Below are 25,139 nucleotides of genomic sequence, written 5' to 3'. Positions count from 1 at the left end.
CCCTATATTGCCTGGCGGCAGCGCCCCTGTTGCCTGCCGGCAGCGGCCCACCCTGCCTGCGGGCCAGCGCGGTAGCCTGAACCACATGCCTGTGGTGAAGATCAATGCGATCGAAGTTCCGCCCAACGCCGGTCCGGAATTGGAGAAGCGGTTCGCGAACCGTGCTCACGCAGTGGACGGCCAACCCGGCTTCCTCGGGTTCCAGCTGCTGCGCCCGGTCAAGGGCGAGAACCGCTACTTCGTGGTGACGCAGTGGGAGTCCGACGAGGCGTTCCAGGCCTGGGCCACCGGCCCCGCCGTCGAGGCACACGCCGGGCAGCGGGCCAACCCCGTCGCCACCGGAGCATCACTTCTCGAATTCGAGGTTGTGTTGGACGTTGCCGGTTCCGACCAGCAGTCGTAAGACCCGCACTGCGCTGGCCCTGGCCGGCGCAGTCATCGTGGTACTTGGTGGCTGCAGCACGCCTGCAGCCGCCCCGCCGTTGTCGAGCGCTGCCTACGGCGCGCTGATCGACATGAGCACGCCTCAGGGCATGCGGTCCAGGCAGACGATGGACATGCTCAACTCGGACTGGTCCATCGAGCCCGCCGGGGTCAAGACGCTCGCGGCGCCTGACCAGGTGGACGACATCACCTACCGGATGAAGTGGATCTGGTGGGACCGCCCGTTCAAGCTCACGGGCATCGACATCGGCGCCGGACATTCGACCCTGCACGTCACCAACTCGTACGGCGTGAACCAGGACATCGAGCTGCACGTCGACAGCAAGGGCACCGTCGACCGCATGGAGGTCTCGCTGCGGCCGCCGCCCGTCAAGTCCTGGGCCGACGTCGACACGCAGATCGCGAAGTCCGGCGCCCACTATTCGTACCAGGTCGCCAAGGTCGTCGACGGCAAGTGCGTCAAGGTCGCCGGCACCAACGTCGACGAACCGATGCCACTGGCGTCGATCATGAAAATCTATGTGCTGCTTGCCGTTGCGCGCGCGGTGTCAGCCGGCACCCTCAGCTGGGACGACAAGGTCACCGTCACCGCCGAAGGCAAGAAGCTCGGTTCGGCCGGCCTGGACAACCTCGCCCCTGGCACGCAGGTGACGGTGCACGAGGCCGCCCAGCAGATGATCTCGGTGAGCGACAACATGGCCACCGACATGCTGATCAACAAGGTGGGTCCGGCCGCCGTGGACGAGGCGCTCGTCGTCGCCGGGCATCACGACCCGGCGAGCCTGACGCCCTACCCGACCATGCACGAGTTGTTCTCCATCGGCTGGGGCAAGCCCGACGTCCGCGACCAGTGGAAGAACGGCACCAAGGAGCAGCGCACGGCCCTGCTGCAGCAGGTGAGTTCGCGCCCGTACGAGCCGGATCCGTACCGCACCCGCACGCCGGCGTCCAGCATCGGGGCCGAGTGGTACGGCAGCGCCGCCGACATCTGCCGCGAGCACGTCGCGGTGCAGGCTGCCGCTGTCGGACCCGCCGCGCCGGTACGCGACATCATGTCCAAGGTCGCCGGCATCGACCTGGACCGAGCCAAGTGGCCCTACCTCGGCTCGAAGGGTGGCAACCTGCCCGGCGACCTCGGCTTCAGCTGGTACGCCGTCGACCACACCGGCCAGCCATGGGTAGTGAACTTCCAGCTGACCTGGCCGACGTTCAAGGGTCAGACCGCGGCGCAGTGGCTGCTGAGCATCATCAAGCAGGCGTTCAATCTCATCCCGGTGCAGTGAGCACACAGTCGCCGCAGTAACCGCCCGCGCCGTCTGCCACTTGGTAGATCAGGCAGCAGCTGTTGCGGCGGAATGCGGGCCCTGACCGCAGCACTCCCCCGTCGACCCTGGAGTCCGCGAGCACGGCGTCGGCCGCCTTTCCGGCCGGCCCGGTCAGGTCCGGCCGCGCCTGGATGATCTGCTTGGCCGCACTGTTGGCTGCCGATCCCACGTTGCCCCACAGAACTTTTGGGCTGACGCCGAATGGTGCGAACGCTTCGGTGATGTCCTCGACCGCGGGCGGGCCTGCGGTGGAGGAAGTCGATACCGCCAGCGGGTAGGGTCCGCCCAATTGGTCCTGCCACGCGAGGTCGGCCAGCGACCATGACACCGGTTCGCCGAGAGCGGCAGCGCCGATCATCGGGGCGATCAGCCGCGCCACCAGCCCGAGATGCGCGACCGACGCAGCGACGCGGCCGTCGATCTGCTCGGGCTGGCGCTGTCCACTGGCCGCCAGCGCCGACCGGACGCGGTCCACTCGCGCCGCCAAGACGCTGGGATCGTCGGCAAGCTCGGCCATCGGCCGCCACGGTGCCGCCGGTGAATCGGCCTGCCACACAACGCCGAAGAAGGGGCCGAACGCGGCCAACTGGTCGTTCACTGTTGGGGGTGCAGAACCAGCCGGCGAGCGGCTTCGGCGGCAGCGGCCCGGCGCACGGCGGCGGTTTCCGGCGACATCGGCTGATCGACGATGCGGTCGATCCCGAATCCGCCCGCGGCCAGCGCGTAGGTCATGTCGTTGAGCAACATCAGCAGGTCGATCGGGCGCCAGGACGGGTCGATGATCCCGTTGCGTTGCGCTTCGGCGATGCGGTCGAGCTTGGATTGGAAGATGCGGCGCAGCACGTGGTCACCGAACATCCCGCCGGCCGCCTCCAACTCGATCCAGCGCTGCAGACGCGCACCGACCGGATCGGCCACCATGTAGTCGAAGAGCGCGATGGTGTACGCCGGGACGTCGTCGGGCTTGAAGATCGCGTCGTACGGCGCGTCCTGAATCCACTGCTCGACGACTGCCTCGAAGAGGTTCTGCTTACTCTGGAAGTAGCTGTACAGCCGCTCTTTGCTGGCATTGGCCTCGGCCGCAATGCGATTCAGTCGGGCACCGGCAAACCCGAGGGCCGAGAACTCCGCTTTGGCTGCAGCCATGATGCGCTCACGCGTTGCATGTCCGGCCGCCCTCATAGCAATCGCCAGGGTAACAGCCAGCTACCTCACTGGTCACGTTCCAACAAGAAGTACAGGAACTTGTCGCCGGTCCGCTGGCGCTTGCCATTCATGATGCCCATCAGCGTGTCGTCATCGACCCGCTTGAAATGATCGAACACCGGCTGGCCGTCGTAGACCATGGTCCCCGTGACCTCGCCGCGAAACTCGATGTCCCACAAGGATGCTCCGCCGCGGCTCAGGTCGCGGTTCGAAAACAGCTGCCCCGCTTCGTCGTAGCAGACGATGGGCTCGACGTCGTTGACCGATTTGAAGATCTTGCCGTACCACCGGGCGGCCTGGAGCTGGCCGTTCATCTTGTGTCCCGTGTCGAACTCGTCGCCCTTCCAGTTGCCGACGATGTCTTCGGCACGGACCGGCTGCAGCGACGCCCAGATTTCGTCCAGCTCGGCCGAATCGACATGATCCTGGCCCCGCAGTTCGGTGAAGCGAGCACGAGCGGTATCGACGTCCACAAGGACCTCCCGAGTCAGTTGGTTCGGAAACTGACTGTAATCCCGAACCAACCGGTTCGGCAAGCCCTCTTTGTCGAAGAAGGCTAGGGCTGGTCGGGTGCCCAGTAGTCCAACATCGCCGCGAACGTCTCGAACGCCGGCTTGGACACCCCATACGCCGCTTCCAGATGGATGCTGATCGGGAAACCCAACTCACCGACCCCATCGATAACCCGCTTGTACAAATCGAGCATCAGCGTCCGCTTGGCCGCGGGCTCCTCGCCCGCCAGCCGCGTCACGAACTCCTGCTCGGCGGCGACCAGAGGATTGCCCGGATCCTGGATCAGCCAGTTGATCAGGCCGACCTTGGACTCCATCTTCGGCACGAACCCGAACGACAGCAGAATCTCCGGCCGATGCTCGGTGCTCGCCGCGAACTCCTTCAAGAACCCCACGATCGTGTCCGAGTACAGCAACTGGGTCATCCCGTAGGTGGCGCCCTGCTCGATCTTGAAGTTGAAACGTCCCCGCTCGCCATCACGCGTCGGAATCAGAATGACGCCGCGGTTGGGCACCTGATCGCGGTAGATCGTCAACGCATCGGTCGGGGCCACACCCGTACCCTCGCCGTCGCTCATGGTGCGCGGCACACCCACGAACGCGATGCCATCGAAGTCCGCCTCCTGCAACACCGCCAGCCGCTTGCCGAGCGCATCCTCATCCAAAAACGACGTCACCTGCGTGCACAACCCGCGCATCCCCGGCAGCTCGGGCTTCATCAACTGCCAGAAATCCAGGACGTCCATCTTCGGCTTCATCTCGACAGGCCGGTCGCCGTCCTCCTCGATCATCCCCGGGATCATCACGTGCCGGATACGGCCCTCGATACCCACCGCCGCCGCATTGAGCAGCACCTTGTGCGCCTCGTCGACCGCGACCTGTAAACCCAATGCAAGGTTGGGCGGAACCAGTTCGAGCGCAATGGTTTTCAGGGACATTCGGGAACTCCAGCTCTGAAGACAGTCGGGAAGGTCACGCCTGCGCGGCGGACGAGTATGGCAGGTCACTGCTGTTGTACGGGTCGACGTGCACGGGCCGGCCGACATACGGGAACGCCCGCTGCGGGCACGCCGGGCGGTCGCAGATCTTGCAGCCCGCCCCGATCGGCACCGCCGCGTCGGGATCTGCCAAATCGATTCCCGCCGCGTAGATAAGTTTCTCGGCATGGACCAGGTCGCAGCCCAATCCGATGGCAAAACGCTTGCGGGGGCCGCGATATCGACTCGGAGCAGACGACGTGGTGCGCGCGATCCAGAAGTACGACCGACCGTCGGGCATCTGCGCGACCTGGGTGATGAACTCACCGGGCCGCTCGGCGGCATGGTGCACCACCCACAGCGGACAGTTACCACCCACGCGGGAAAAGTGAAATGCCGTGGCGGACTGACGCTTCGAGATGTTCCCGGCACTATCGGTGCGAACGAAGATGAATGGCACGCCACGCGCATCCGGCCGCTGCAACGTCGAAAGACGGTGACAGATGGTCTCGAACCCGACGTCGAACCGCCGCGCCAGCTGATCGATGTCGTAACGCAATTCCTCGGCCGCGTCCAGGAACATCCGGTACGGCAACAGCAACGCGCCGGCGAAGTAGTTGGCCAGGCCGATGCGCGCGACTTCCGTTGCCTCGGAACTGAGTTGGTCGGCCGTGGCGACGATGGCGGAGATCAATTCCGAATGCCTCAGCAGTGCCACCTGGGTGGCCAGCTGAAAGGCGCGCTGCCCGGGATGCAGCCAGCGCGCGATGTACAACACGCCGGTGTCGGGCCGATAGGACCGTTGTGCGTTGGGGCCCAACACATCACCGTCATCGATCACCACGATGACCCCGAACTCCTCTGCCAACAGATCGGCGAGTTGAGCGTCCAGACCCCCGAGCCGCAGACGGCTCGCGACGAACAACGCTTCGGCCGCTTCGTCGAGTTCACCGATGTAGTTCTTGCGGTCGTAGAAGAAGTCTCGTACTTCCTCGAACGGCATCGGTTGTTGCGCGGCCATCGAGGTGTCCACATTCGCCCGGGTATGCATGGCGTCGAGTTCGGTTGTCGCGTCGAACAATCGGCGGTTCATGCTGACCAGCATCTGACCGACGGCCGGCATTCTCGCCACCAGCTCCTCGATCTGGCCGACGGTGGCCGCGGTGTCGACGAGGATCTCGCGCAGGTCCGACACCAACCGCGCATCCGAATCGGGCGCGAAGTAGTTGGTCGGCAGTTCGAACCGTTCAGCCAGTGCCAGCAGTACCGGCACCGTCACCGGTCGCTGGTCATTCTCGAGCTGATTGACGTAGCTGGTCGACAGATCCAAGGCGCGCGCCAGCGCGACCTGGGTCAGGCCCTGCTCTTCGCGCAGCCGTCGCAGACGGGCGCCCACGAATGTCTTCGGCATTGCCGCCAGCGTAACGCGATCCACTTACACAAAGTTTGCAAACTCCTCCGTACGAGGACACAAAATTACGCATTTACAGGGGCTTTTATGCACCCAACCAGCTGCGTACCGTGCGAACCATGCAGACACACGAGGTACGCACCCGACGCAGCGCCGAAGAGTTCCCCCGCTCGGAACACCTGGCCTGGAAGATCGCCGAGATCGCCGCCGACCCGGTCGAGGTCACGCCCGAAGTCGAGGCGATGGTCATCAACCGCATCATCGACAACGCCTCCGTCTCTGCCGCGTCGGTCATCCGGCGCCCCGTCACCGTCGCCCGTACCCAGGCCCAGGCTCACCGCACGCAGCGCGGCGCGACCGTGTTCGGCATCGACGGCACCTACTCGCCGGAGTGGGCAGCCTGGGCCAACGGGGTTGCCGTGCGCGAACTCGACTTCCACGACACCTTCCTGGCCGCCGAGTACTCGCACCCGGGTGACAACATCCCGGCCCTGGTCGCGGTGGCCCAGCAGCTCGACATCCGCGGCAGTGACCTGATCCGCGGCATCGCCACCGCGTACGAGGTGCAGGTCGACCTGGTCAAGGGAATCTGCCTGCACGAGCACAAGATCGACCACGTCGCCCACCTCGGGCCCGCGGTGGCCGCCGGTATCGGCACCATGCTGCGGCTGGCTCCGGAGACCATCTACGACGCGATCGGCCAGGCCCTGCATCTGACCACCGCCACCCGTCAGTCCCGCAAGGGCCTGATCTCCAGCTGGAAGGCCTACGCCCCGGCACTCGCGGGCAAGGTCGCCATCGAGGCCGTCGACCGCGCCATGCGCGGTGAGGGCTCCCCCGCACCCATCTGGGAAGGCGAAGACGGTGTCATCGCCTGGCTGCTGTCCGGGCCTGAGCACACCTACCAGGTGCCGCTGCCCGAGGCCGGCGAGCCCAAGCGCGCGATCCTGGACACCTACACCAAAGAACACAGCGCCGAGTACCAGAGCCAGGCTCCGATCGACCTGGCCCGCCGGATGCGTTCGCGCATCGGCGATCTCGATCAGATCGCCACGATCGTGCTGCAAACCAGCCACCACACCCATGTGGTCATCGGCACCGGCAGCAATGACCCGCAGAAGTTCGACCCGGACGCCTCGCGCGAGACGCTGGACCACTCGGTGATGTACATCTTCGCGGTCGCACTGCAGGACGGCGAATGGCACCACGAACGGTCGTACGCCCCCGAGCGTGCGCATCGCCCGGACACCATCGAGCTGTGGAACAAGATCTCCACCGTCGAGGACCCGGAATGGACCCGGCGCTACCACTCGAATGACCCGGCCGAGAAGGCATTCGGCGCCCGCGCCGTGGTGACACTCAAGAGCGGCGAGGTCATCACCGACGAGCTGGCCGTCGCCGACGCCCACCCGCTGGGTGCCCGTCCGTTCGAGCGCGAGCAGTACCGCAACAAGTTCACCGTGCTGGCCGACGGCGTCATCGCCCAGGGCGAGCAGGAGCGGTTCCTGACCGTCGTCGACGGGCTGAGCACGCTGAAGCCCGGCAGCCTCGACGCGCTCAACCTGCGGGTCGAGCAGGTCGTCTTGGACAAGGCTCCGACGATCCCCTCGGGGATCTTCCGATGAGCGCCGGCCTGCTGGGTTCGGCGGTCTCCGCGGCCGATAAGCGCGCCCATCTCCGGTCCGGTCTGAATTCCGGGCAGCTGCAACGCTATCCGGGTGCATTCTCGCCGTTGGTGGCAAAGCTGGTGTCCGAGATTGGATTCGAGGGGGTCTACGTCTCGGGCGCCGTGCTGTCGGCCGATCTCGGACTGCCCGACATCGGGCTGACCACCCTCAGTGAGGTGGCCGGCCGCAGCGCCCAAATTGCCGCGGCCACCGACCTGCCCACCCTGGTGGACGCCGACACCGGCTTCGGTGAGCCGATGAGCGCTGCCCGCACCATCACCATCCTCGAGGATGCCGGGCTGGCCGGCTGCCACCTCGAAGACCAGGTGAACCCGAAGCGTTGCGGCCACCTGGACGGCAAGGCCGTGGTGCCCGCCGCCGAGATGATCAAACGGCTGCGCGCGGCGGTCGCGGCCCGCCGGGACCCCAACTTCGTCATCTGCGCCAGGACCGACGCCGCAGGCATCGAGGGCCTCGACTCCGCCGTCGACCGGGCAAAGGCCTACGCCGATGCCGGCGCCGACCTGATCTTCACCGAGGCACTTTCCAGCCCAAGCGAATTCGAGCGCTTCCGGGCAGCGGTCGATACGCCATTGCTGGCCAACATGACCGAGTTCGGCAAGTCCGAACTGGTCACGGCCCAGCAGCTGTCCGACATCGGATACAACATGGTGATCTACCCGGTCACCACGTTGCGCCTGGCGATGTACGCGGTCGAGGTCGGCTTGCGCGAAATCCACACCGCTGGAACGCAAGCCGGCCTGCTGGACCAGATGCAGCATCGCAGCCGGCTCTACGAGCTGCTGCGCTATGCCGAATACAACGAATTCGATTCAGACATCTTCAATTTCCCCCTCCAGGACGTGAAAGCATGACCACCGAAACGTCTCACATTCGCAAGGGCCTGGCGGGCGTTGTCGTCGACACCACCGCCATCTCCAAGGTCGTCCCCGAGACCAACAGCCTGACCTACCGGGGCTATCCGGTGCAGGATCTGGCGGCGCGCTGCTCCTTCGAGCAAGTGGCCTACCTGCTCTGGCACGGCGAGCTGCCGACCGACCAGGAGCTGGCGCTGTTCTGCCAGCGCGAACGCGCATCGCGCCGCGTCGACCGGTCGATGTACTCGCTGCTGGCCAAGCTGCCCGAGAGCTGCCACCCGATGGACGTGGTGCGCACCGCGATCAGCTACCTGGGCGCCGAAGATCCCGAAGAGGACGTGAGCACCCCAGCAGCCAACTACGCCAAGTCACTTCGGATGTTCGCCGTGCTGCCGACCATCGTGGCCGCCGACATCCGCCGGCGGCAGGGCCTGCCGCCCATCGCGCCGCACAGCCACCTGGGATACGCGGAGAACTTCCTGAACATGTGCTTCGGCGAGGTGCCCGAGCCGGCGATCGTCGAGGCGTTCAGCCAGTCGATGGTGCTGTACGCCGAGCACAGCTTCAACGCGTCGACCTTCGCTGCCCGGGTCGTGACCTCTACCCAGTCGGACATCTACAGCGCCGTGACCGCTGCCATCGGAGCGCTCAAGGGGTCGCTGCACGGCGGCGCCAACGAAGCGGTCATGCACGACATGCTGGAGATCGGCTCCGCCGACAGTGCCGCGAAATGGCTGCACGGCAAGCTGTCCCGCAAGGACAAGGTGATGGGCTTCGGGCACCGGGTGTACAAGAACGGCGACTCGCGCGTACCGACCATGAAGGCCGCGCTGGACCGCGTGGTGGCCGCGCGCGGCGGTCAGCAATGGCTGGACATCTACCACGTGCTGGAACGCGAGATGTTCGTCGCAACCAAGATCAAACCGAACCTCGACTTCCCCACCGGACCGGCCTACTACCTGATGGGGTTCGATATCCCGGTCTTCACACCGCTTTTCGTGATGTCCCGCATCACCGGCTGGACCGCACACATCATGGAACAGGCAGCTTCGAACGCATTGATCCGTCCCCTGAGCGAATACTCGGGCCAACCGCAGCGTTCCATTGCCTGAGCACGCAATCCGCAAAGTCCTCGTTGCCAACCGCGGTGAGATCGCGATCCGGGCCTTCCGCGCAGCCTACGAAATGGGCATCGCGACGGTGGCGGTGTACGCGTACGAGGACCGGAACTCGCCACACCGCTTGAAGGCCGACGAGTCCTACCAGATCGGCGAACCGGGCCACCCGGTACGGGCCTACCTCTCGGTACCCGAGATCATCCGGGTGGCCCAGTTGTCCGGCGCCGACGCCGTCTACCCGGGATACGGATTCCTTTCGGAGAACCCGGAATTGGCGTCGGCGTGTGCCAGCGCCGGCATCACCTTCGTGGGCCCCGGCGCCGACGTGCTGGAGCTGACCGGCAACAAGGCCAGTGCCATCGCGGCGGCCCGGGCCGCCGGACTGCCGGTGCTCACCTCATCCGAGCCATCGGCATCGGTCGACGAACTGCTCACCGCCGCAGCCGATATGGAATTCCCGCTGTTCGTCAAGGCGGTCTCCGGTGGCGGCGGACGCGGCATGCGGCGGGTGGCCGAACGCGCTGATCTGGCCGAGGCCATCGAAGCTGCGTCACGCGAAGCGGAATCGGCGTTCGGCGACCCGATGGTCTACCTCGAACAGGCAGTCCTCAACCCTCGGCACATCGAAGTACAGATTCTGGCCGACGGCACCGGCGACGTCATCCACCTTTTCGAGCGGGACTGCAGTGTCCAGCGCCGGCACCAGAAGGTCATCGAGCTGGCACCGGCCCCGAACCTCAGCGACGAGCTGCGGACCCGCATCTGCTCTGACGCTGTGAGATTCGCCCGCCAAATCGGCTACTCCTGCGCCGGCACCATCGAGTTCCTGCTCGACGAGCGCGGCCACCACGTGTTCATCGAATGCAATCCCCGGATTCAGGTGGAACACACGGTGACCGAGGAGATCACCGACGTGGACCTGGTGGCTTCCCAGCTTCGGATCGCGGCCGGCCAATCGCTCGCCGACTTAGGACTGAGTCAGGACAGCGTCCGGATCCGCGGCGCTGCCATGCAGTGCCGGATCACCACCGAGGACCCCGCCAACGGGTTCCGGCCGGACACCGGCCGCATCACCGCCTACCGCAGTCCCGGCGGCGCCGGAGTCCGGTTGGACGGCGGCACCAATGTCGGTGCCGAGATCAGTGCTCATTTCGACTCGATGTTGGTCAAACTCACCTGCCGCGGTCACGACTTCGCGACCGCGGTCAGGCGTGCCCGCCGCGCTCTTGCCGAGTTCCGCATCCGCGGGGTATCGACGAACATCCCGTTCCTGCAAGCGGTTCTGGACGACCCCGACTTCGCCACAGGCAATGTGTCGACGTCATTCATCGACGAGCGGCCGCAGCTGCTGACCGCACATATCCCCGAGGATCGCGGCACCCGCATCCTCAACTACCTCGCCGATGTCACAGTCAACAAACCGCACGGCGTGCGTCAGTCCGCGGTGTATCCGCGGGACAAGCTGCCCGAGATCGACCTGTCCGCGCCGGCATCGGCGGGCAGCAAGCAGCTACTGACCGAGTTGGGGCCGGAGCGCTTCGCAGCCGCGTTGCGGGAATCGCCGCGACTGTGGGTCACCGACACCACGTTCCGCGATGCCCATCAGTCGTTGCTGGCCACCCGAGTGCGTACGTCGGGCCTGGTCAAGGTGGCGCCCTACGTGGCCCGAATGATGCCCGAGCTGCTGTCGGTCGAATGCTGGGGAGGCGCGACTTACGATGTGGCACTGCGGTTCCTGAAGGAAGACCCGTGGGAGCGGCTCGCCGCATTGCGGGAAGCGATGCCCAACATCTGTCTGCAGATGCTGCTACGCGGGCGCAACACCGTGGGCTACACGCCCTATCCGGTGTCGGTGACGTCTGCGTTCGTACAGGAGGCCACGGCCACCGGCGTTGACATCTTCCGGATCTTCGATGCGCTGAACAACGTGGACTCGATGCGTCCCGCGATCGATGCCGTGCGCGAAACCGGTTCCGCGGTCGCCGAAGTGGCGATGTCCTACACCGGCGATCTGTCCGATCCGAACGAGACGCTGTACACGCTGGACTACTGGCTTAAGCTGGCCGAGCAGATCGTCGACGCCGGTGCGCATGTGCTGGCGATCAAGGACATGGCGGGGCTATTGCGGCCACCGGCGGCGGCAACCCTGGTGTCGGCGTTGCGTTCCCGATTCGACCTGCCGGTGCACGTCCACACCCACGACACCCCGGGCGGGCAACTGGCGACCTACCTTGCTGCCTGGCAGGCCGGCGCCTCGGCTGTCGACGGTGCCGCGGCTCCCCTGGCCGGTACCACCAGCCAGCCAGCGTTGTCGTCCATCGTTGCGGCAGCGGCGAACACCGAGCACGACACCGGGCTGTCACTGACCAATGTGTGTGAGTTGGAACCCTATTGGGAGGCGCTGCGCCGGGTCTATGCCCCGTTCGAGGCGGGACTACCGTCCCCGACCGGCCGGGTGTACACCCACGAGATTCCCGGCGGACAACTCAGCAACCTGCGCACCCAGGCCAGCGCCCTCGGATTGGGCGACCGGTTCGAGGACATCGAGAACGCCTACGCCGGAGCAGATCACGTCCTGGGCCGGCTCGTGAAGGTGACCCCGTCGAGCAAGGTGGTCGGGGATCTGGCGCTGGCACTGGTCGGTGCCGGGATCAGTGCCGAGGAGTTCGCAGCCGATCCCGATCGCTACGACATTCCGGAGTCGGTGATCGGCTTCTTCCGCGGCGAACTCGGCGACCCGGCCGGTGGCTGGCCGGAGCCGTTGCGCACCAAGGCCCTTCAGGGTCGCGCACAGCAAAAGCCAAGTGCCGAGCTGACGGCCGAGGATCACGCCGAACTCGCCCAACCCGGGCCAACCCGCCAAGCCGCCCTCAACCGGTTGCTGTTCCCCGGGCCGACCCGCGAATTCCTTTCGCACCGAGAGCGATTCGGCGACACGTCGAGTCTGAGCGCCAACCAGTTCTTCTACGGGCTGCGCCGCGGTGAAGAGCATCGGGTCAAGTTGGGGAAGGGCGTCGAGCTGCTCATCGGGCTGGAGGCCATCTCCGAACCCGATGATCGTGGGATGCGGACCGTGCTGTGTCTGTTGAACGGTCAGCTGCGTCCGATCCTGGTGCGGGACCGGTCGATCGACAGCGCCGTCCCGGCAGCCGAGAAGGCCGACCGTGGCAACCCGGAACATGTCGCCGCACCATTCGCGGGCGTGGTGACGATCGGGGTGGCTGTCGGGGACACCGTGGACACCGGTCAGACGGTGGCAACCATCGAAGCGATGAAGATGGAAGCGGCGATCACATCGCCGAAAGCAGGCACCGTCAAGCGAATTGCGGTGGCTCCCACAGCAAGTGTCGAAGGCAACGACCTGCTCGTGGTGGTGAGCTGACCCAGGCCATGGTCACGGCACAATGGCAATCTTGCCGTGACCATGGCCCGTCGTACTCGCGGAGAGCGCGGCACCGGCTTCGGTCAGCGGGTACGTCCGACTGATCGAAACGACAAGGCGCTTGTCGGCGACAAGCGCGGCGAGCTCCCGAAGGGCAGCACCCAGCTCGCTTGCCGCGCCGCCGACGTGTACTTGGATACCAGTGCTGGCGGCGTCGAAGGCGACCAACGTGAGAACGCGAGCGGGATCTCCGGTGAGTTCGATGGACAACGGAATCTCCCCGCGGCCCGAGGCGTCGAGCACCGCATCGACTCCCTGCGGCGCGACGGCGCGGACCCTCTCGAGCAATCCATCACCGTAGGTGACCGGCGTCGCACCGAGCGACCGCAGGTAGTCGTGGTTGGATTCGCCCGCCGTGCCAATGACATTGACGCCCTGAGCCTTTGCGAGTTGGACCGCGAAGGTGCCCACGCCGCCCGCAGCGGCGTGGATCAGCAGCGTCTCACCTGCCTTGATGCCGAGCTTCTCGAGCACGGCGTACGCAGTACCGCCCGCGCCTGCCAGCGAGCCCGCCACTTCCCAGCTGACACCCTCGGGCTTACGGACGAGCTCGGCAGACTCGGCCAGTGCAAGATCTGCGAACGACCCGGTCGTCGACCGGCCCAGAACCTCGTCGCCAACCGCCCACTCGGTGACCTCGGAACCGACGGCATCGACGACACCCGCGACATCGGACCCCACACCGGCGGGTAGTTCGAGCGGCATCAGTTCACGCATGTACCCGGCGACGATCTTCCAGTCGATCGGGTTCACCCCGGCCGCGCGCACCGCGATCCGTACCTGGGTCGGTCCGGGAGCCGGCGGTGGAGCGTCGACCACCTGCAAGACCTCGGGTGCGCCGTACTCGGCGAACTGCACAATTCTCGGCATCTATCCGTCTCCAATCGGGTTCCGACAGCAGTCTCGCCGGTCTCCTGAAGACAAGCTGTCGATCGCCGGATTTATTTCATGAAACATGACGATGCCCCGGAACCTGAATCAGATTCCGGGGCATCGCCTTTGCCTTACTGCGTGGCGCGGACCAACTGCGCCGCCTGCACCATGTGCCGCAGCGATTCGGTCACCTCATCGGTCTTACGGGTCTTCAGACCGCAGTCCGGGTTCACCCAAAGACGTTCCGCCGGAACGGCATCCAGTGCGTGACGCAGTGACGTGGCCATCTCGTCGGCGGTGGGAACCCGCGGCGAGTGGATGTCGTAGACGCCCGGGCCGACGCTGTTCGAGAATCCGATGCCGTTGAGATCGTCGAGCACCTCCATGTGCGAACGTGCCGCCTCGATGGACGTCACGTCGGCGTCGAGGTCTGCGATGGCACCGATGACCTCACCGAACTCCGAGTAGCAGAGGTGGGTGTGAATCTGGGTCTCGTCGCTGACGCCCGAGGTCGACAGCCGGAACGCGTCCACCGCCCACTTCAGGTAGGCCGCCTTGTCGGCGTTCCGCAGCGGCAGCAGCTCACGCAGTGCGGGCTCATCGACCTGGATGATCGCGATGCCAGCCGACTGCAGATCGACCGTCTCGTCGCGGATGGCCATGGCCACCTGGTTGGCCGAGTCGGCCAGCGGCTGGTCGTCGCGCACGAACGACCACGCGAGGATGGTCACCGGGCCGGTGAGCATGCCCTTGACCGGCTTTTCGGTCAGCGTCTGTGCGTACCTGGCCCACTCGACCGTCATCGGCTGCTGGCGCGTGACATCCCCGAACAGCACGGGCGGACGCACGCAGCGGCTGCCGTACGACTGCACCCAGCCGTTCTTCGTCGCGAAGAAGCCGTCGAGTTGCTCGGCGAAGTACTGCACCATGTCGTTGCGCTCGGGCTCGCCGTGCACGAGCACGTCCAGGCCCAGGTCCTCCTGCAGCCGGATGACCGTCTCGACTTCGGCCTTCATCTGGTCGGTGTACTGCGCCTCGCCGATCTCGCCGGCCACCAGTGCGGCACGCGCCTTGCGGATCTCGACGGTCTGCGGGAACGAACCGATGGTGGTGGTCGGCAGCGAGGGCAGGTTCAGTCGGGCATCCTGGGCCTGACGACGCTCAACGGCCGGCCCACGCTCGATGCCGCCGGCCAATGCGGCCTGCAACCGTGCCCGGATGGCGTCGTTGTGCAGCCTGGGATCCTGTGCCCGCGACGCGACGGCCTGGTTGGACGCCTCGATTTCGGCGGCAACCTGGTCCCGGCCGTCCCGCAGCGCTGCCGACAGCGTCGCCACCTCGCGGACCTTCTCCGCACCGAACGCCAGCCAGCTGCGCAGTGCATCGTCGAGGCCGTCCTCCGGATCGAGCGAGTACGGCACGTGCAGAGTCGAGCATGATGTCGACACCGCAACGGTCTTCGCTGCCCCGACCAGCGCACTCAACCGCGCCAGCGCTGTTTCCAAGTTGGTGCGCCAGATGTTACGGCCATCGACGACGCCGGCGACCAGCAGCTTGTCGGCCAGGCCCGGAACTCCGGCAACCGGCTGATCGCCACCCGCGACGAAATCGACTGCGATACCTTCGATCTGGGTACGGGCCAGCGCAGGCAGCGCGGCGCCCAACTCGCCGAAGTAGGTCGCGATCAGGATGGCCGGGCGCTTGGCCACGCCCGCGAGCGTGGTGTAAACCTGCTCGGCCAGTTCGGCGCCGTTGTCGAGGATGTCGGTGACCAGCACCGGCTCATCGATCTGGACCCACTCGGCGCCCGCCTCGGCCAGCTGGGCGAGCAGGTCGGCATACAGCGGCAGCAGCTCACCGAGGCGCTCGATGGGTGCCGCGGCGCCGTCGACCGCCTTGCTCAGAGCCAGGAAGGTGATCGGTCCCACGATCACCGGTCGAGCCGAAATACCCTGCGCCTGGGCATCTTTGAGTTCGGCGAGCACCTTCGCCGGATTCAGCGCGAATGCGGTGTCCGGACCGATCTCCGGGACGATGTAGTGGTAATTGGTGTCGAACCACTTGGTCATCTCGAGCGGTGCGATATCCGCCGTACCGCGGGCTGCGGCGAAGTAGCGGTCGAGGTCGTCAGCCACGCCGCGCACCCGGGTCGGCAGGGCACCGAGCAGCACCGCGGTGTCGAGTACCTGGTCGTAGTAGGAGAACGTATTGACCGGAACGGAATCCAGACCGGCGGCCGACAACGCGACGAGAGTGTCTCTGCGCAGGCCCGCGGCGATTTCTTCGAGAGCGGCCCGGTCGATCCGGCCCGCCCAGTAGCGTTCGACGGCCCGCTTGAGTTCGCGGTTCGGGCCGATACGAGGCGCGCCCAGGATGGTGGCGGTGAATGGTGTTGGCAACTTCAGGGTCCTTCAAATGCGACGGAAGTGCGCACAGCCCAAGGACATCCTTCGAGGGCAGCGCGAACCGCCCTCGGCGATTGCCCATTCCACGAGGCGATGCACCGCCGGACGCGGCGCATCCGGCACAGCTGGCAGGTCTTCGGACTCGCAGGCGCGCACCCTCAAGTGCACCTAGTGGCCGTCGCTTCCCAATCCGGTGGATCAGTGCGGATGACGGCGGTCGTTCCTGCATACCGCTGCGGGACAGTCCCGGATTCTCACCGGGTTCCCTCTCATGGCGGACTACCCGCCATTCGATGCCGCAAACGCCGAAGCGCTGTTGGCAAACCAGCTGCGTACCGGAGATTACCTTGTCGCCTCTTCCTGGGGGTCAGCTGTCAGTTTGGGTGCACGGATTCCCATGCGGCAGGGCGAGTGCTAGCTTGCGAATCGCAAATGACAATCATTTTCATAAATCGGAGGCGCAACCATGCACGGCTCGCGAAATCCTGGTCTTTCCATAGCTGCGGCCGGTGCGGTGGCGGCGATGCTCCTGGTGTCGGGCTGTGGCGGTGGGAGCAGCCCGGCCACGTCGAGCTCCAACTCGGCGAGCACCGGCACCGCAGCGCCGGCCAAGTTGGCGGTGGTGGCGACGATCAACGCGTGGGGCAGTATCGCCGCTCAGCTCGGCGGCGACCATGTCCAGGAGACGTCGCTCATCACGAATCCCGATACCGACCCGCATGATTACGAGCCCTCGGCCGCCGATGGGCGAGCAGTGGCAACTGCCGCCGTGGTGATCAACAACGGAATCGGTTACGACAGTTGGGCGGACAAGCTGGTAGCCGCCAATCCCAATCCCCAGCGGGCCCAAGTGACCGTGGGCCAGGTGGTCGGGGTGGCCGACGGCGGCAACCCTCATCAGTGGTACTCGCCCCCTTCGGTCAGCAAATTCGTCGATGCCATCACAGCTGCCTACAAGAAGGCCGACCCGAACGACGCCGGCTACTTCGACCAGCAGCATGACAAGTTTGTGAACCAGGGTCTGGCCAACTACCAGAACCAGATCGCGTCGATCAAGGCCAAGTACGCGGGCACGCCCGTCGGGGCCAGTGAATCGATCTTCGCACCACTGTCAGATGCGTTGGGCCTGAACCTCATCACCCCGCCGGATTTCCTCAAGGCGATCAGCGAAGGCACCGATCCGGCCCCAGCCGATAAGGCGACCGTTGATCAGCAGATCGCGTCCAAGGCGATCAAGACGTACGTCTACAACACCCAGAACAGCACGCCGGACATCGCAGCCCAGGTGGACGCCGCACGCAAGCAGAACATCCCGGTCACGACCGTGACCGAAACGCTTGCGCCGGCCAACGCGTCGTTCCAGGATTGGCAGACCGCACAGTTGTCGGCGCTGGCCGACGCGTTGCACACCGCCACCGGCAAGTAGAAATGGAACCGGCCACCGCTCGATTCGACCACGAATTGTCCACCGCACCAAAACAATCCGTACGCAGAGTCGTACAGATGCGCGGTGCGTCGGCGACCCTGGGTGGCCGCACCATCTGGTCCGATGTCGACATCGACATCGCTGCGGGCGAATTCGTCGCCGTGCTGGGACCCAACGGGTCCGGTAAGTCGACGCTCCTGCGAGCCCTCCTCGGGCTGACGCCCGTCGGCGGCCAGGTCGAGGTGCTGGATGAACGCCCCGGCCGCGCCAATCGTCGAATCGCCTATGTGGCGCAACGCCGTGCGTTCGATGCCAACCTGCGGATCCGGGGCGTCGACATCGTGCGGTTGGGACTGGACGGCGCTCGCTGGGGAGTTCCGGTTCCGTGGCTCACCCGATTGGTGCGGCCCCGGCAGTTTCAGCAGCAGCAGCGGCTGGTGGCCGAGGTGATCGAGCGGGTCGGCGGCAGTGACTACGCACGACGGCCCATCGGGCAGTGCTCGGGTGGCCAGCAACAACGGCTCTTGATCGCCCAAGCTCTGCTGCGCCGTCCGAAACTGATGCTGCTCGACGAACCACTCGACAGCCTCGACGTACCCAGTCAGGCAGGCATCAGCGCGCTGGTGCGGGACATCTGCCGCGAGCAGGGCGTCGGGGTCGTCATGGTGGCGCACGACGTCAACCCGATCCTGGCGTATCTGGACCGGGTGATCTATTTCGCCGGAGGCACGGCGGTCAGTGGCACACCTCAACAGGTGATCACCGCCGAGCAACTCAGCGCGCTGTACGGAATGCCGATTGAAGTGCTCCGCGACAGTTCGGGCCGGGTATTCGTCGTCGGTCAACCAGACGTACCGCCGGAGCACCGGGGAAGCATGACGTGAACAGCGTGGATCCGTCCTGGGACCTGCTCGCCGACCTCCGACAGATGCTGGCGTACCCATTCATCGTCAACGCATTGCAAGCCGGCACCATCGTGGCGATCGTGGCCGGGGTCATCGGCTGGATGATGGTGCTGCGCCGGGAGAGCTTCGCCGGGCACACCTTGGCCATGGTGGGTTTTCCAGGGGCGGCGGCAGCGGCGTGGCTCGGCGTGGCGACCGGCGACGGCTATTTCGTCGCGTGTATCGCGGCGGCGATCGCGATCGTCGCGTTCTCACCCGCGAACCGGGCCGGCGGTCTGGGCGGGTTCACCGAGGAATCCGCCGTGATCGGCACTGTTCAGGCCTTTGCGCTGGCCACCGGATTGTTGTTTGTCAGTTTGTATCACGGCTTTTTGAGCGGGCTGACGAGTCTGCTGTTCGGCACGATCGCCGGGGTCACCCGGCCACAGGTACTGATGTTGCTGGTCGCCGCGGTGGTGTGCCTGGCGGCGATGGCGGTCATCGGGCGGCCGCTGTTGTGGTCCTCGATCGACCCGGATACTGCGGCCGCCGCCGGGGTCAGGAGCGGGCCACTGTCGGTGATGTTCATGGTGGTACTGGGCACCGCAGCGGCCGGGGCCAGCCAAATCACCGGCAGCCTTTTGGTTTTCGCGCTGCTGGTGGCTCCGGCGGCAGCAGCGTTCAGTATCACGGCACACCCGGGCTACGGAATCGCGATCTCGGTGGCGATCGCCCTGACCGTGACGTGGCTGGGTATCGGGTGCGCGTTCTTCTGGCCGTATCCGATCGGTTTCTGGGTCTCCACCTTTGCCTACGCGACCTATCTGATCGCGGCAGCTACCCGGGCGCTGGTCGATCGCAGTCGACGACGCAATGGCCGAGGCAGCACAATCATTGCCCCACAGCGGGTTTCGAGCTCAACGTCAACGGGAGGCACGGCACCATGCTGAGCCATCCGTTCATTGTTCATGCACTGGTCGCCGGGACAGCTGTCGCCGCGCTGTGCGGTCTGGCCGGATACTTTCTGGTGCTCCGCGGGCAGGTGTTCGCCGGTGACGCGCTCGGCCACGTGTCCTACACCGGTGCGATGGCCGCGCTGGTGGCGGGCGTGGACCTGCGGACCGGTCTCTTCGTGGCAACGATCACCGTGGGAATCGCGCTGGGCATCGGCGGCGCGCGCGGTGCGGACGACGTCGCGATCGGTTCGTTCTTCTCGTGGATTCTCGGTCTCGGCGCATTGCTGCTGACGTATTACACCACCCACGCCAGCACCGGCAATGGCGCGGCCAACGTTAATGTGTTGTTCGGCAGCATCTTTGGACTCAACTATCGGTCGACCGTGGTGGCGGTGGTGGTGGCCGTAACGCTGGGGCTACTGCTCATCGCGATCTCCCGGCCGCTGTTGTTCGCCACGGTCGACCCGGCCATCGCCGCGGCTGCCGGGGTCCCGACACGACTGCTCGCAGCAGTGTTCCTGGCGATCGTCGGCGCCACCGTTGCTGAAGCCACCCAAATCGTCGGGGCGCTGTTGGTGCTGGGGCTACTCGCCGCACCGGCAGCGGCCGCCGCCCGATTGACCACCCACCCATGGCGGGGTTTCTGGCTGGCCGGCGGACTGGCAGTCGCCTCGATCTGGATCGGCGTGACGCTGGCGTACGTCATCCCGAAAGCCCCGGCCAGCTTCACGATCATGACCACAGCCACCGTCCTCTACGTGGCCGCAGCGGCCTGGCGGCGCGCCGGCACGTCGCGGCACGAGGTCGGTGTCGTTGCCGCAGGCCAGCGGTGAGCACTGTGCCGATGGGTGCCGAATCGACACCGCGCAGGCGGCAGAGTTCGAAGCGCGAAGCGGTCATGGACCAGCTCGGGCGCAGCGAGCGGTTCCGCAGCGCTCAGCAACTGTTCCACGACATGTACCACGGTCAGCGTGGCTCCGACAGCGACAAGATGGCCTTGACCACGATCTACCGCATCTTGCGCGCGCTGTCCGAGGACGACATCGCCGAGACTCAGCGCGCCGAGGACGGTGAAACCCTGTACCGCCTGCGGCGCACCGACGGACATCACCACTACCTGTTGTGCCGGCGGTGCGGCCGCGCGGTCGCATTTGCGATGGAGGACGTTGAAGGTCACACCCGCCGATTGGCGCAAGCGCACGACTACACCGACATCACGCACTATCTTGACCTGTACGGCACGTGCCCACGGTGTCGACCCGGTCCGCTGTGATCATCGCCGCGCAGCAGGCGTCGCCACCGAGCTGCGAGCAAAACCCACAACTGCACAACACATCACACGATGGAAGGGGACGCACCGATGTCCATACACCCCACACTGGTCAAAGCCGCACAGACCGTGGTCACCGGAGTCGTCGGCGTCGCCGCATACGATGTGTTGCGTAAGGCGTTGCGCACAGCCCCGATTCACGAGGCGAGCGTGACGACCGCGTCATGGGCGTTGCGAGGCACCCGAAAAGCCGAGGAAGCCGCGGAGAGCGCCCGACTGAAGGTCGCGGATGTGATGGCCGAGGCCCGCGAACGCATCGGTGAGGAGGTCGCTCCTCCCGCGGTGGCCGACACCGACCATGCGCATGAGCACTGACGTCCTGATGGTGGAGGCCGACGCTCCGGCCACCGATGCTGTGTCAGAACTGACGGTGATATCCGTTGCAGCGGGCCGCATTCGGGTCCACGCTCCGTGGCTGCGGGGCGACGCGGTCCGGGCCGTCGCGGTCGAGGACACCATCGACAAGATCACCGGCGTCCGCACCGTGCACGCCTACCCACGTACCGCGTCGGTGGTGATCTGGTACTCACCGAAGCGCTGTGACACCGCTGCACTGCTGCAGGCGATCGCGGCCGCACGGTCCATCCCGGCCCAGCTGGTGCCGACCCGTTCGCCGCGCTCGGCCGACATTCACAACGCGGACGTCCTACGGATGGCGCTCGGCGCTGTGGCGTTGGGGCTCTTGGGAATCCGCCGCTACGGGCTTTCCCGACCCCGAATCCTCGGACCGACCAGCCGCACATTCGCCACCGGTGCGACCATCATCACCGGATACCCGTTCCTGCGCGGGGCCCTTCGGTCACTGCGGGGTGGGCGGTCGCCGGGGACCGACCTGCTGGTTTCGGCCGCCACCATCGCCAGCCTGATCCTGCGCGAGAACGTCGTCGCCCTGACCGTGCTGTGGCTGCTGAATATCGGTGAGTACCTACAAGATCTGACGCTGCGCCGGACCCGCCGAGCCATCGCCGACTTGCTGCGCGGAGCCCAGGACACGGCATGGCTGCAACTCGACGACGGCAGTGAAATCCAGGTCAGCACCGACTCGCTGCGCGTCGGCGACGTCGTCATCATCCACGAGCAGGTCGCCATCCCGATCGACGGCGACGTCCTGTCGGGAGACGCCGTCATCGATCAGTCCGCGATCACGGGAGAGAACCTCCCGGTGGCGGTGACAACCGGTGCGACCGTGCATGCCGGCTCCGTGGTGGTCCGTGGCCGCGTGGTGGTTCGCGCCCGCGCGGTCGGCCACCACACCGTGCTCGGCCGGATCGTGGCCAGAGTCGAAGAGGCACAACGTGATCGGGCGCCGATCCAGACTGTGGGCGAAAACTTCTCCCGCAGATTCGTGCCCGCTTCGTTCCTCTTGGCTGCGGCAACGTTCCTGGCAACGGGAGACGTGCGCCGAGCGATGACCATGCTCTTGGTGGCCTGCCCATGTGCGGTGGGGCTGTCCACCCCGACGGCGATCAGCGCGGCGATCGGCAACGGGGCCCGCCGCGGCATTCTCATCAAAGGTGGCTCACACCTCGAGGCCGCCGGCCGCGCGAACGCGGTGGTCTTCGACAAGACCGGCACGCTCACCCTCGGTCGGCACATCGTCACCAATGTCGTGTCGTTCCATGATGACTGGGCGCCCGAAACCATCCTCGCCTACGCCGCGAGCTCGGAGATCCACTCACGGCATCCGCTGGCGGAAGCGGTGATTCGCTCGACCGAAGACAAACACATCGTGATTCCGCCACACGAGGAGTGCGAAGTCCTCGTCGGACTGGGCATGCGGACGCGCGCCGACGGCCGCACCCTGCTGCTCGGCAACCCATCCTTGCTCGCACGTGAGAACGTGGCCATGGACGGCGAGGCCGACCAGTGGGTGCAGCGGCTGCGGCGACAAGCCGAGACACCGCTGCTGCTGGCCGTCGACGGAGACCTCGTCGGATTGCTCAGCCTGCGCGACGAAGTGCGGCCGGAAGCGGCGAAAGTGCTTGCGCACCTGCGGTCCTCGGGCGTGGAACGGATAGTGATGCTCACCGGCGACCACGCGGATACCGCGCAGGCTGTTGCCGCGGAGCTCGGTATCACCGAGTGGAGGGCCAACGCGTTACCGGAGGACAAGCTCGCGCTGGTGCGCACTCTGCACGATGAGGGCTACACCGTCGCGGTCGTCGGCGATGGCGTCAACGACGCCCCCGCGCTGGCCGCCGCGGATATCGGTATCGCCATGGGGTTGGCCGGCACCGACGTCGCCGTCGAGACCGCCGACGTCGCCCTCGCCACCGACGATCTGCGCCGCCTGCTCGAAGTTCGCGCTCTCAGCGACTGTGCCGTGGCCGTGATCCGGCAGAACTACGCCATGTCGATCGCGGTCAATGCCTTCGGATTGCTCCTCGGCGCATTCGGCGGCCTCTCCCCGGTTTTGGCCGCCATCTTGCACAACGCCTCATCCGTCGCCGTCGTCACCAACAGTTCCAGGCTGATTCAGCACGAGCTGGACCAATCCGGCCGTCCCGACCGATAGTCCGCCTCGTCGGCTCAGCCGCCGTAGCCCAGCTGCTGCGCCGTGTAGCGAGCGGCATCGGTGACCGGAACCGCCTGCACCGCAGTGCCATACGCGCAGATCTCGGTCCACACATCACCGATCTCGGTGGTGTCGAACCGCATCGCGACAATGGCATTGCCGCCGCGGGCCTGACATTCCTGAAGGAGCCGGCCCATGGCCTCGTTGCGGCTCTCGGCCAGGTTCTTGGTCATGCCCTGCAGCTCGCCGCCGAACATCGCCTTGAAGCCGGCGCCCATCTGCGCGAAGGCGTTCCGGGACCGGACGGTAAGGCCGAACACCTCACCGCAGACTCGCTGAATCTCCCACCCGGGCAGGTCATTCGTCGTGACAACCAGCATGCTGCAGCCTTTCGTTGGTCGGTACGCCTCGAACTGTAGTGCGCAGCAACCGGAATCGTCAGACGGCTGCTGCCACATCCTTTGCCGGCACGGCCTGCTTCGCGCCACCGAGATAACGCTCGACGAGCCCGCCGAACACCAGCCCGATGACCGCCCAGATCAGTGCCTGATCGAGCAGCGAGTACCACCGGAACTTCCACAGCAGGTCGGCGTCGAAGCCCGGGTAGATCAGCTGCCCAGGGGCGTAGACCTTGCCGTCGATGGTCACCGGCGTGGTGAAGGTGTTGGTGATGGGCTGCGGTGTCTCGGTTGCGGCGCGCGCGAAGCCGAGTTCGCCGGAGTGCTCGACGTTGGCGGCCAGATCCCCGAGCGACGGCAGCGCCGCCAGCAGGCCGCCGAACACCACGAAGAACCCGAGCACCGCGATCCCGACCGCACGTGCCCAGCCGACCTTCGCGGACAGCTTGCGCGCGGCGAACACCGCGAGCCCCAGCAAGGTCAGCGATCCCCACACCATGCCCAGGTACAGGAAGCCCCGGGTCTCGATGGTGAACTCGTGGCCGATGGCCGGCGGGTTCGCCGGATACTTCACGAACGGCAGCAGGTACACGCCGAGGAAACCGAAGCCGGCGACGGTCCAGCCCAGCACCAGTGGCCGCACCTTGAAGCGGCCGTGGAGCACCAGATAGGCGACGGCGACCAGCGCACCCATCGCCACCGAGAAGGCGATGATGCCGGTGGCGGCACCGACACCCGATTGGATGGAGCGGCTGAACAGCTCCGGTCCATCCGGCTCGACCGGATGGCCCATGGCGGTGTGAATGGTCGAGAGCACATCCATGCGGCCCGACTCGTAGTCGATGGCCTTGTCGATGGCGGGTTCAGCAAAAATGAGGGCAAACAGGAACCCCAGAATGCCGGCGATCAGGCCGGCGAGGGCTCCGCGCCCGATAACGCGGATTTCCACAAGAGTCCCCTGATCAGTGGCAGGGGAAGCCGAGGAAGTGCCGCGAGTCGTGCACCCACTCGTGGACCACGACGGTCTTGCCGAACATCGACATCATGCCCTCGTCGACACCGACCAGGTAGTACGCCAGCACGGCCAGAAAGATCGTCACACCCAGCAGCACCGCTACCCGAGTGGCCGAGAGTGCCCTGTGGGCCTCGGCGGAAACACCCGGCTTCGAAACCGAAATGCTCGTCATGGTCAAACCTCCTATGGGGTCACGCGCCCCTACGTGTTCGGTTTTGTACGACGGCGAAAGATCTGACTCACCCCGGGGGTTTCACAGTGGCGCAACCGTGCCGGATTCTCACCGGCTTCCATGCCCCGTCATACCGGGATCAAGATACACCCCCACCGAAAAATACCCTCCCCGAAGTTCGGGGA

The 25,139-nt window shown here is 66.1% G+C and carries 22 protein-coding genes, 1 pseudogene and 2 riboswitches; of the genes and pseudogenes, 13 read left to right on the top strand and 10 right to left on the bottom strand.

Annotated elements, in window-relative coordinates:
* Window positions 1–85 precede the first annotated feature (85 nt).
* Window positions 86–403: a mycobilin-forming heme oxygenase MhuD gene (mhuD, locus tag ACNO8X_RS06220; RefSeq protein WP_043400081.1), complete on the top strand. Its 318-nt coding sequence runs from the start codon at window positions 86–88 to the stop codon at window positions 401–403.
* Window positions 378–1,727, top strand: coding sequence for a serine hydrolase (locus ACNO8X_RS06215; protein WP_418004593.1), 1,350 nt, complete (start codon window positions 378–380; stop codon window positions 1,725–1,727). Before mhuD ends, ACNO8X_RS06215 begins: the two co-directional genes overlap by 26 nt.
* Here ACNO8X_RS06215 and ACNO8X_RS06210 read toward each other — a convergent pair.
* The 5 genes from ACNO8X_RS06210 to ACNO8X_RS06190 form a co-directional block, all read right to left on the bottom strand.
* Entirely contained in the window at window positions 1,711–2,367 is a 657-nt protein-coding gene (locus ACNO8X_RS06210; protein ID WP_418004592.1) for a (2Fe-2S)-binding protein, read from the bottom strand. The genes ACNO8X_RS06215 and ACNO8X_RS06210 overlap by 17 nt on opposite strands.
* On the bottom strand, window positions 2,364–2,915 hold the full coding sequence (locus tag ACNO8X_RS06205) for a TetR family transcriptional regulator (RefSeq protein WP_418004591.1): 552 nt from the start codon (window positions 2,913–2,915) through the stop codon (window positions 2,364–2,366). Before ACNO8X_RS06205 ends, ACNO8X_RS06210 begins: the two co-directional genes overlap by 4 nt.
* Before the next feature lie 65 nt (window positions 2,916–2,980).
* Window positions 2,981–3,448: a DUF4334 domain-containing protein gene (locus ACNO8X_RS06200; protein WP_418004590.1), complete on the bottom strand. Its 468-nt coding sequence runs from the start codon at window positions 3,446–3,448 to the stop codon at window positions 2,981–2,983.
* Window positions 3,449–3,531: 83 nt separating this feature from the next.
* Window positions 3,532–4,425, bottom strand: a complete 894-nt coding sequence (locus ACNO8X_RS06195; protein WP_418004589.1) for a mycobacterial-type methylenetetrahydrofolate reductase — start codon at window positions 4,423–4,425, stop codon at window positions 3,532–3,534.
* 34 nt (window positions 4,426–4,459) lie between these two features.
* Window positions 4,460–5,875, bottom strand: a complete 1,416-nt coding sequence (locus ACNO8X_RS06190; protein ID WP_418004588.1) for a short-chain fatty acyl-CoA regulator family protein — start codon at window positions 5,873–5,875, stop codon at window positions 4,460–4,462.
* Between the two features lie 119 nt (window positions 5,876–5,994).
* On the opposite strand from ACNO8X_RS06190, the gene prpD reads away from it, so the two are divergent.
* Genes prpD through ACNO8X_RS06170 form a run of 4 tightly spaced genes read left to right on the top strand, consistent with a single transcriptional unit; the run spans window position 5,995 to window position 12,920 of the window.
* On the top strand, window positions 5,995–7,500 hold the full coding sequence (prpD, locus tag ACNO8X_RS06185; protein WP_418004587.1) for a 2-methylcitrate dehydratase PrpD: 1,506 nt from the start codon (window positions 5,995–5,997) through the stop codon (window positions 7,498–7,500).
* Window positions 7,497–8,417 (top strand): methylisocitrate lyase, encoded by a 921-nt coding sequence (prpB, locus tag ACNO8X_RS06180; RefSeq protein WP_418004586.1) that lies wholly within the window; start codon window positions 7,497–7,499, stop codon window positions 8,415–8,417. Before prpD ends, prpB begins: the two co-directional genes overlap by 4 nt.
* A complete protein-coding gene (locus tag ACNO8X_RS06175) occupies window positions 8,414–9,532 on the top strand; it encodes a bifunctional 2-methylcitrate synthase/citrate synthase (RefSeq protein ID WP_418004585.1) in 1,119 nt (372 codons plus the stop codon). Before prpB ends, ACNO8X_RS06175 begins: the two co-directional genes overlap by 4 nt.
* 7 nt (window positions 9,533–9,539) lie before the next feature.
* Window positions 9,540–12,920: a pyruvate carboxylase gene (locus tag ACNO8X_RS06170; protein ID WP_418005798.1), complete on the top strand. Its 3,381-nt coding sequence runs from the start codon at window positions 9,540–9,542 to the stop codon at window positions 12,918–12,920.
* A 12-nt stretch (window positions 12,921–12,932) separates the two neighbouring features.
* Here ACNO8X_RS06170 and ACNO8X_RS06165 read toward each other — a convergent pair whose 3' ends face one another.
* Both ACNO8X_RS06165 and metE read right to left on the bottom strand, forming a co-directional pair.
* Window positions 12,933–13,850: an NADP-dependent oxidoreductase gene (locus ACNO8X_RS06165; protein WP_418004584.1), complete on the bottom strand. Its 918-nt coding sequence runs from the start codon at window positions 13,848–13,850 to the stop codon at window positions 12,933–12,935.
* Window positions 13,851–13,984: 134 nt separating this feature from the next.
* Complete coding sequence (metE, locus tag ACNO8X_RS06160) at window positions 13,985–16,252, bottom strand: 5-methyltetrahydropteroyltriglutamate--homocysteine S-methyltransferase (protein WP_418004583.1); 2,268 nt, start codon at window positions 16,250–16,252, stop codon at window positions 13,985–13,987.
* Between the two features lie 115 nt (window positions 16,253–16,367).
* Window positions 16,368–16,560, bottom strand: a riboswitch (cobalamin riboswitch).
* 164 nt (window positions 16,561–16,724) lie between these two features.
* On the opposite strand from metE, the gene ACNO8X_RS06155 reads away from it, so the two are divergent.
* From ACNO8X_RS06155 to ACNO8X_RS06125, 7 genes and pseudogenes are all read left to right on the top strand, one after another.
* Entirely contained in the window at window positions 16,725–17,684 is a 960-nt protein-coding gene (locus tag ACNO8X_RS06155) for a metal ABC transporter solute-binding protein, Zn/Mn family (RefSeq protein ID WP_418004582.1), read from the top strand.
* A gap of 131 nt (window positions 17,685–17,815) precedes the next feature.
* Window positions 17,816–18,568, top strand: a pseudogene (locus ACNO8X_RS06150) (metal ABC transporter ATP-binding protein); the annotation flags it as partial.
* On the top strand, window positions 18,565–19,518 hold the full coding sequence (locus ACNO8X_RS06145) for a metal ABC transporter permease (RefSeq protein WP_418004581.1): 954 nt from the start codon (window positions 18,565–18,567) through the stop codon (window positions 19,516–19,518). The pseudogene ACNO8X_RS06150 and the gene ACNO8X_RS06145, both read left to right, overlap by 4 nt.
* On the top strand, window positions 19,512–20,357 hold the full coding sequence (locus ACNO8X_RS06140) for a metal ABC transporter permease (protein WP_418004580.1): 846 nt from the start codon (window positions 19,512–19,514) through the stop codon (window positions 20,355–20,357). The genes ACNO8X_RS06145 and ACNO8X_RS06140 overlap by 7 nt, the downstream gene beginning before the upstream one ends.
* A complete protein-coding gene (locus ACNO8X_RS06135; RefSeq protein ID WP_418004579.1) occupies window positions 20,354–20,797 on the top strand; it encodes a Fur family transcriptional regulator in 444 nt (147 codons plus the stop codon). The genes ACNO8X_RS06140 and ACNO8X_RS06135 overlap by 4 nt, the downstream gene beginning before the upstream one ends.
* An 87-nt stretch (window positions 20,798–20,884) precedes the next feature.
* Window positions 20,885–21,169, top strand: coding sequence for a DUF1490 family protein (locus ACNO8X_RS06130; RefSeq protein ID WP_418004578.1), 285 nt, complete (start codon window positions 20,885–20,887; stop codon window positions 21,167–21,169).
* A gap of 7 nt (window positions 21,170–21,176) precedes the next feature.
* The gene (locus tag ACNO8X_RS06125) at window positions 21,177–23,369 is read left to right on the top strand and encodes a heavy metal translocating P-type ATPase (RefSeq protein WP_418005797.1); all 2,193 of its coding nucleotides are present in this window, start codon (window positions 21,177–21,179) and stop codon (window positions 23,367–23,369) included.
* A 14-nt stretch (window positions 23,370–23,383) separates the two neighbouring features.
* Here ACNO8X_RS06125 and ACNO8X_RS06120 read toward each other — a convergent pair whose 3' ends face one another.
* The 3 genes from ACNO8X_RS06120 to ACNO8X_RS06110 are packed head-to-tail and all read right to left on the bottom strand — an operon-like array spanning window position 23,384 to window position 24,954.
* Window positions 23,384–23,749 carry a YbjQ family protein gene (locus ACNO8X_RS06120; RefSeq protein ID WP_418004577.1) on the bottom strand — a complete coding sequence of 122 codons (366 nt, stop codon included), beginning with the start codon at window positions 23,747–23,749 and terminating at the stop codon, window positions 23,384–23,386.
* Between the two features lie 58 nt (window positions 23,750–23,807).
* Window positions 23,808–24,716, bottom strand: coding sequence for a CbtA family protein (locus ACNO8X_RS06115; protein WP_418004576.1), 909 nt, complete (start codon window positions 24,714–24,716; stop codon window positions 23,808–23,810).
* 13 nt (window positions 24,717–24,729) lie between these two features.
* A complete protein-coding gene (locus tag ACNO8X_RS06110; RefSeq protein ID WP_133759452.1) occupies window positions 24,730–24,954 on the bottom strand; it encodes a CbtB domain-containing protein in 225 nt (74 codons plus the stop codon).
* 2 nt (window positions 24,955–24,956) lie between these two features.
* Window positions 24,957–25,102, bottom strand: a riboswitch (adenosylcobalamin (AdoCbl) riboswitch).
* Between the last annotated feature and the right edge of the window lie 37 nt (window positions 25,103–25,139).

The sequence above is a fragment of the Mycobacterium sp. PDNC021 genome, assembly GCF_048282635.1.
Taxonomy (GTDB): Bacteria; Actinomycetota; Actinomycetes; order Mycobacteriales; family Mycobacteriaceae; genus Mycobacterium; species Mycobacterium llatzerense.
Note: the sequence above shows the minus strand (reverse complement) of the source record. Positions and strands in the feature narration are given on the sequence as shown.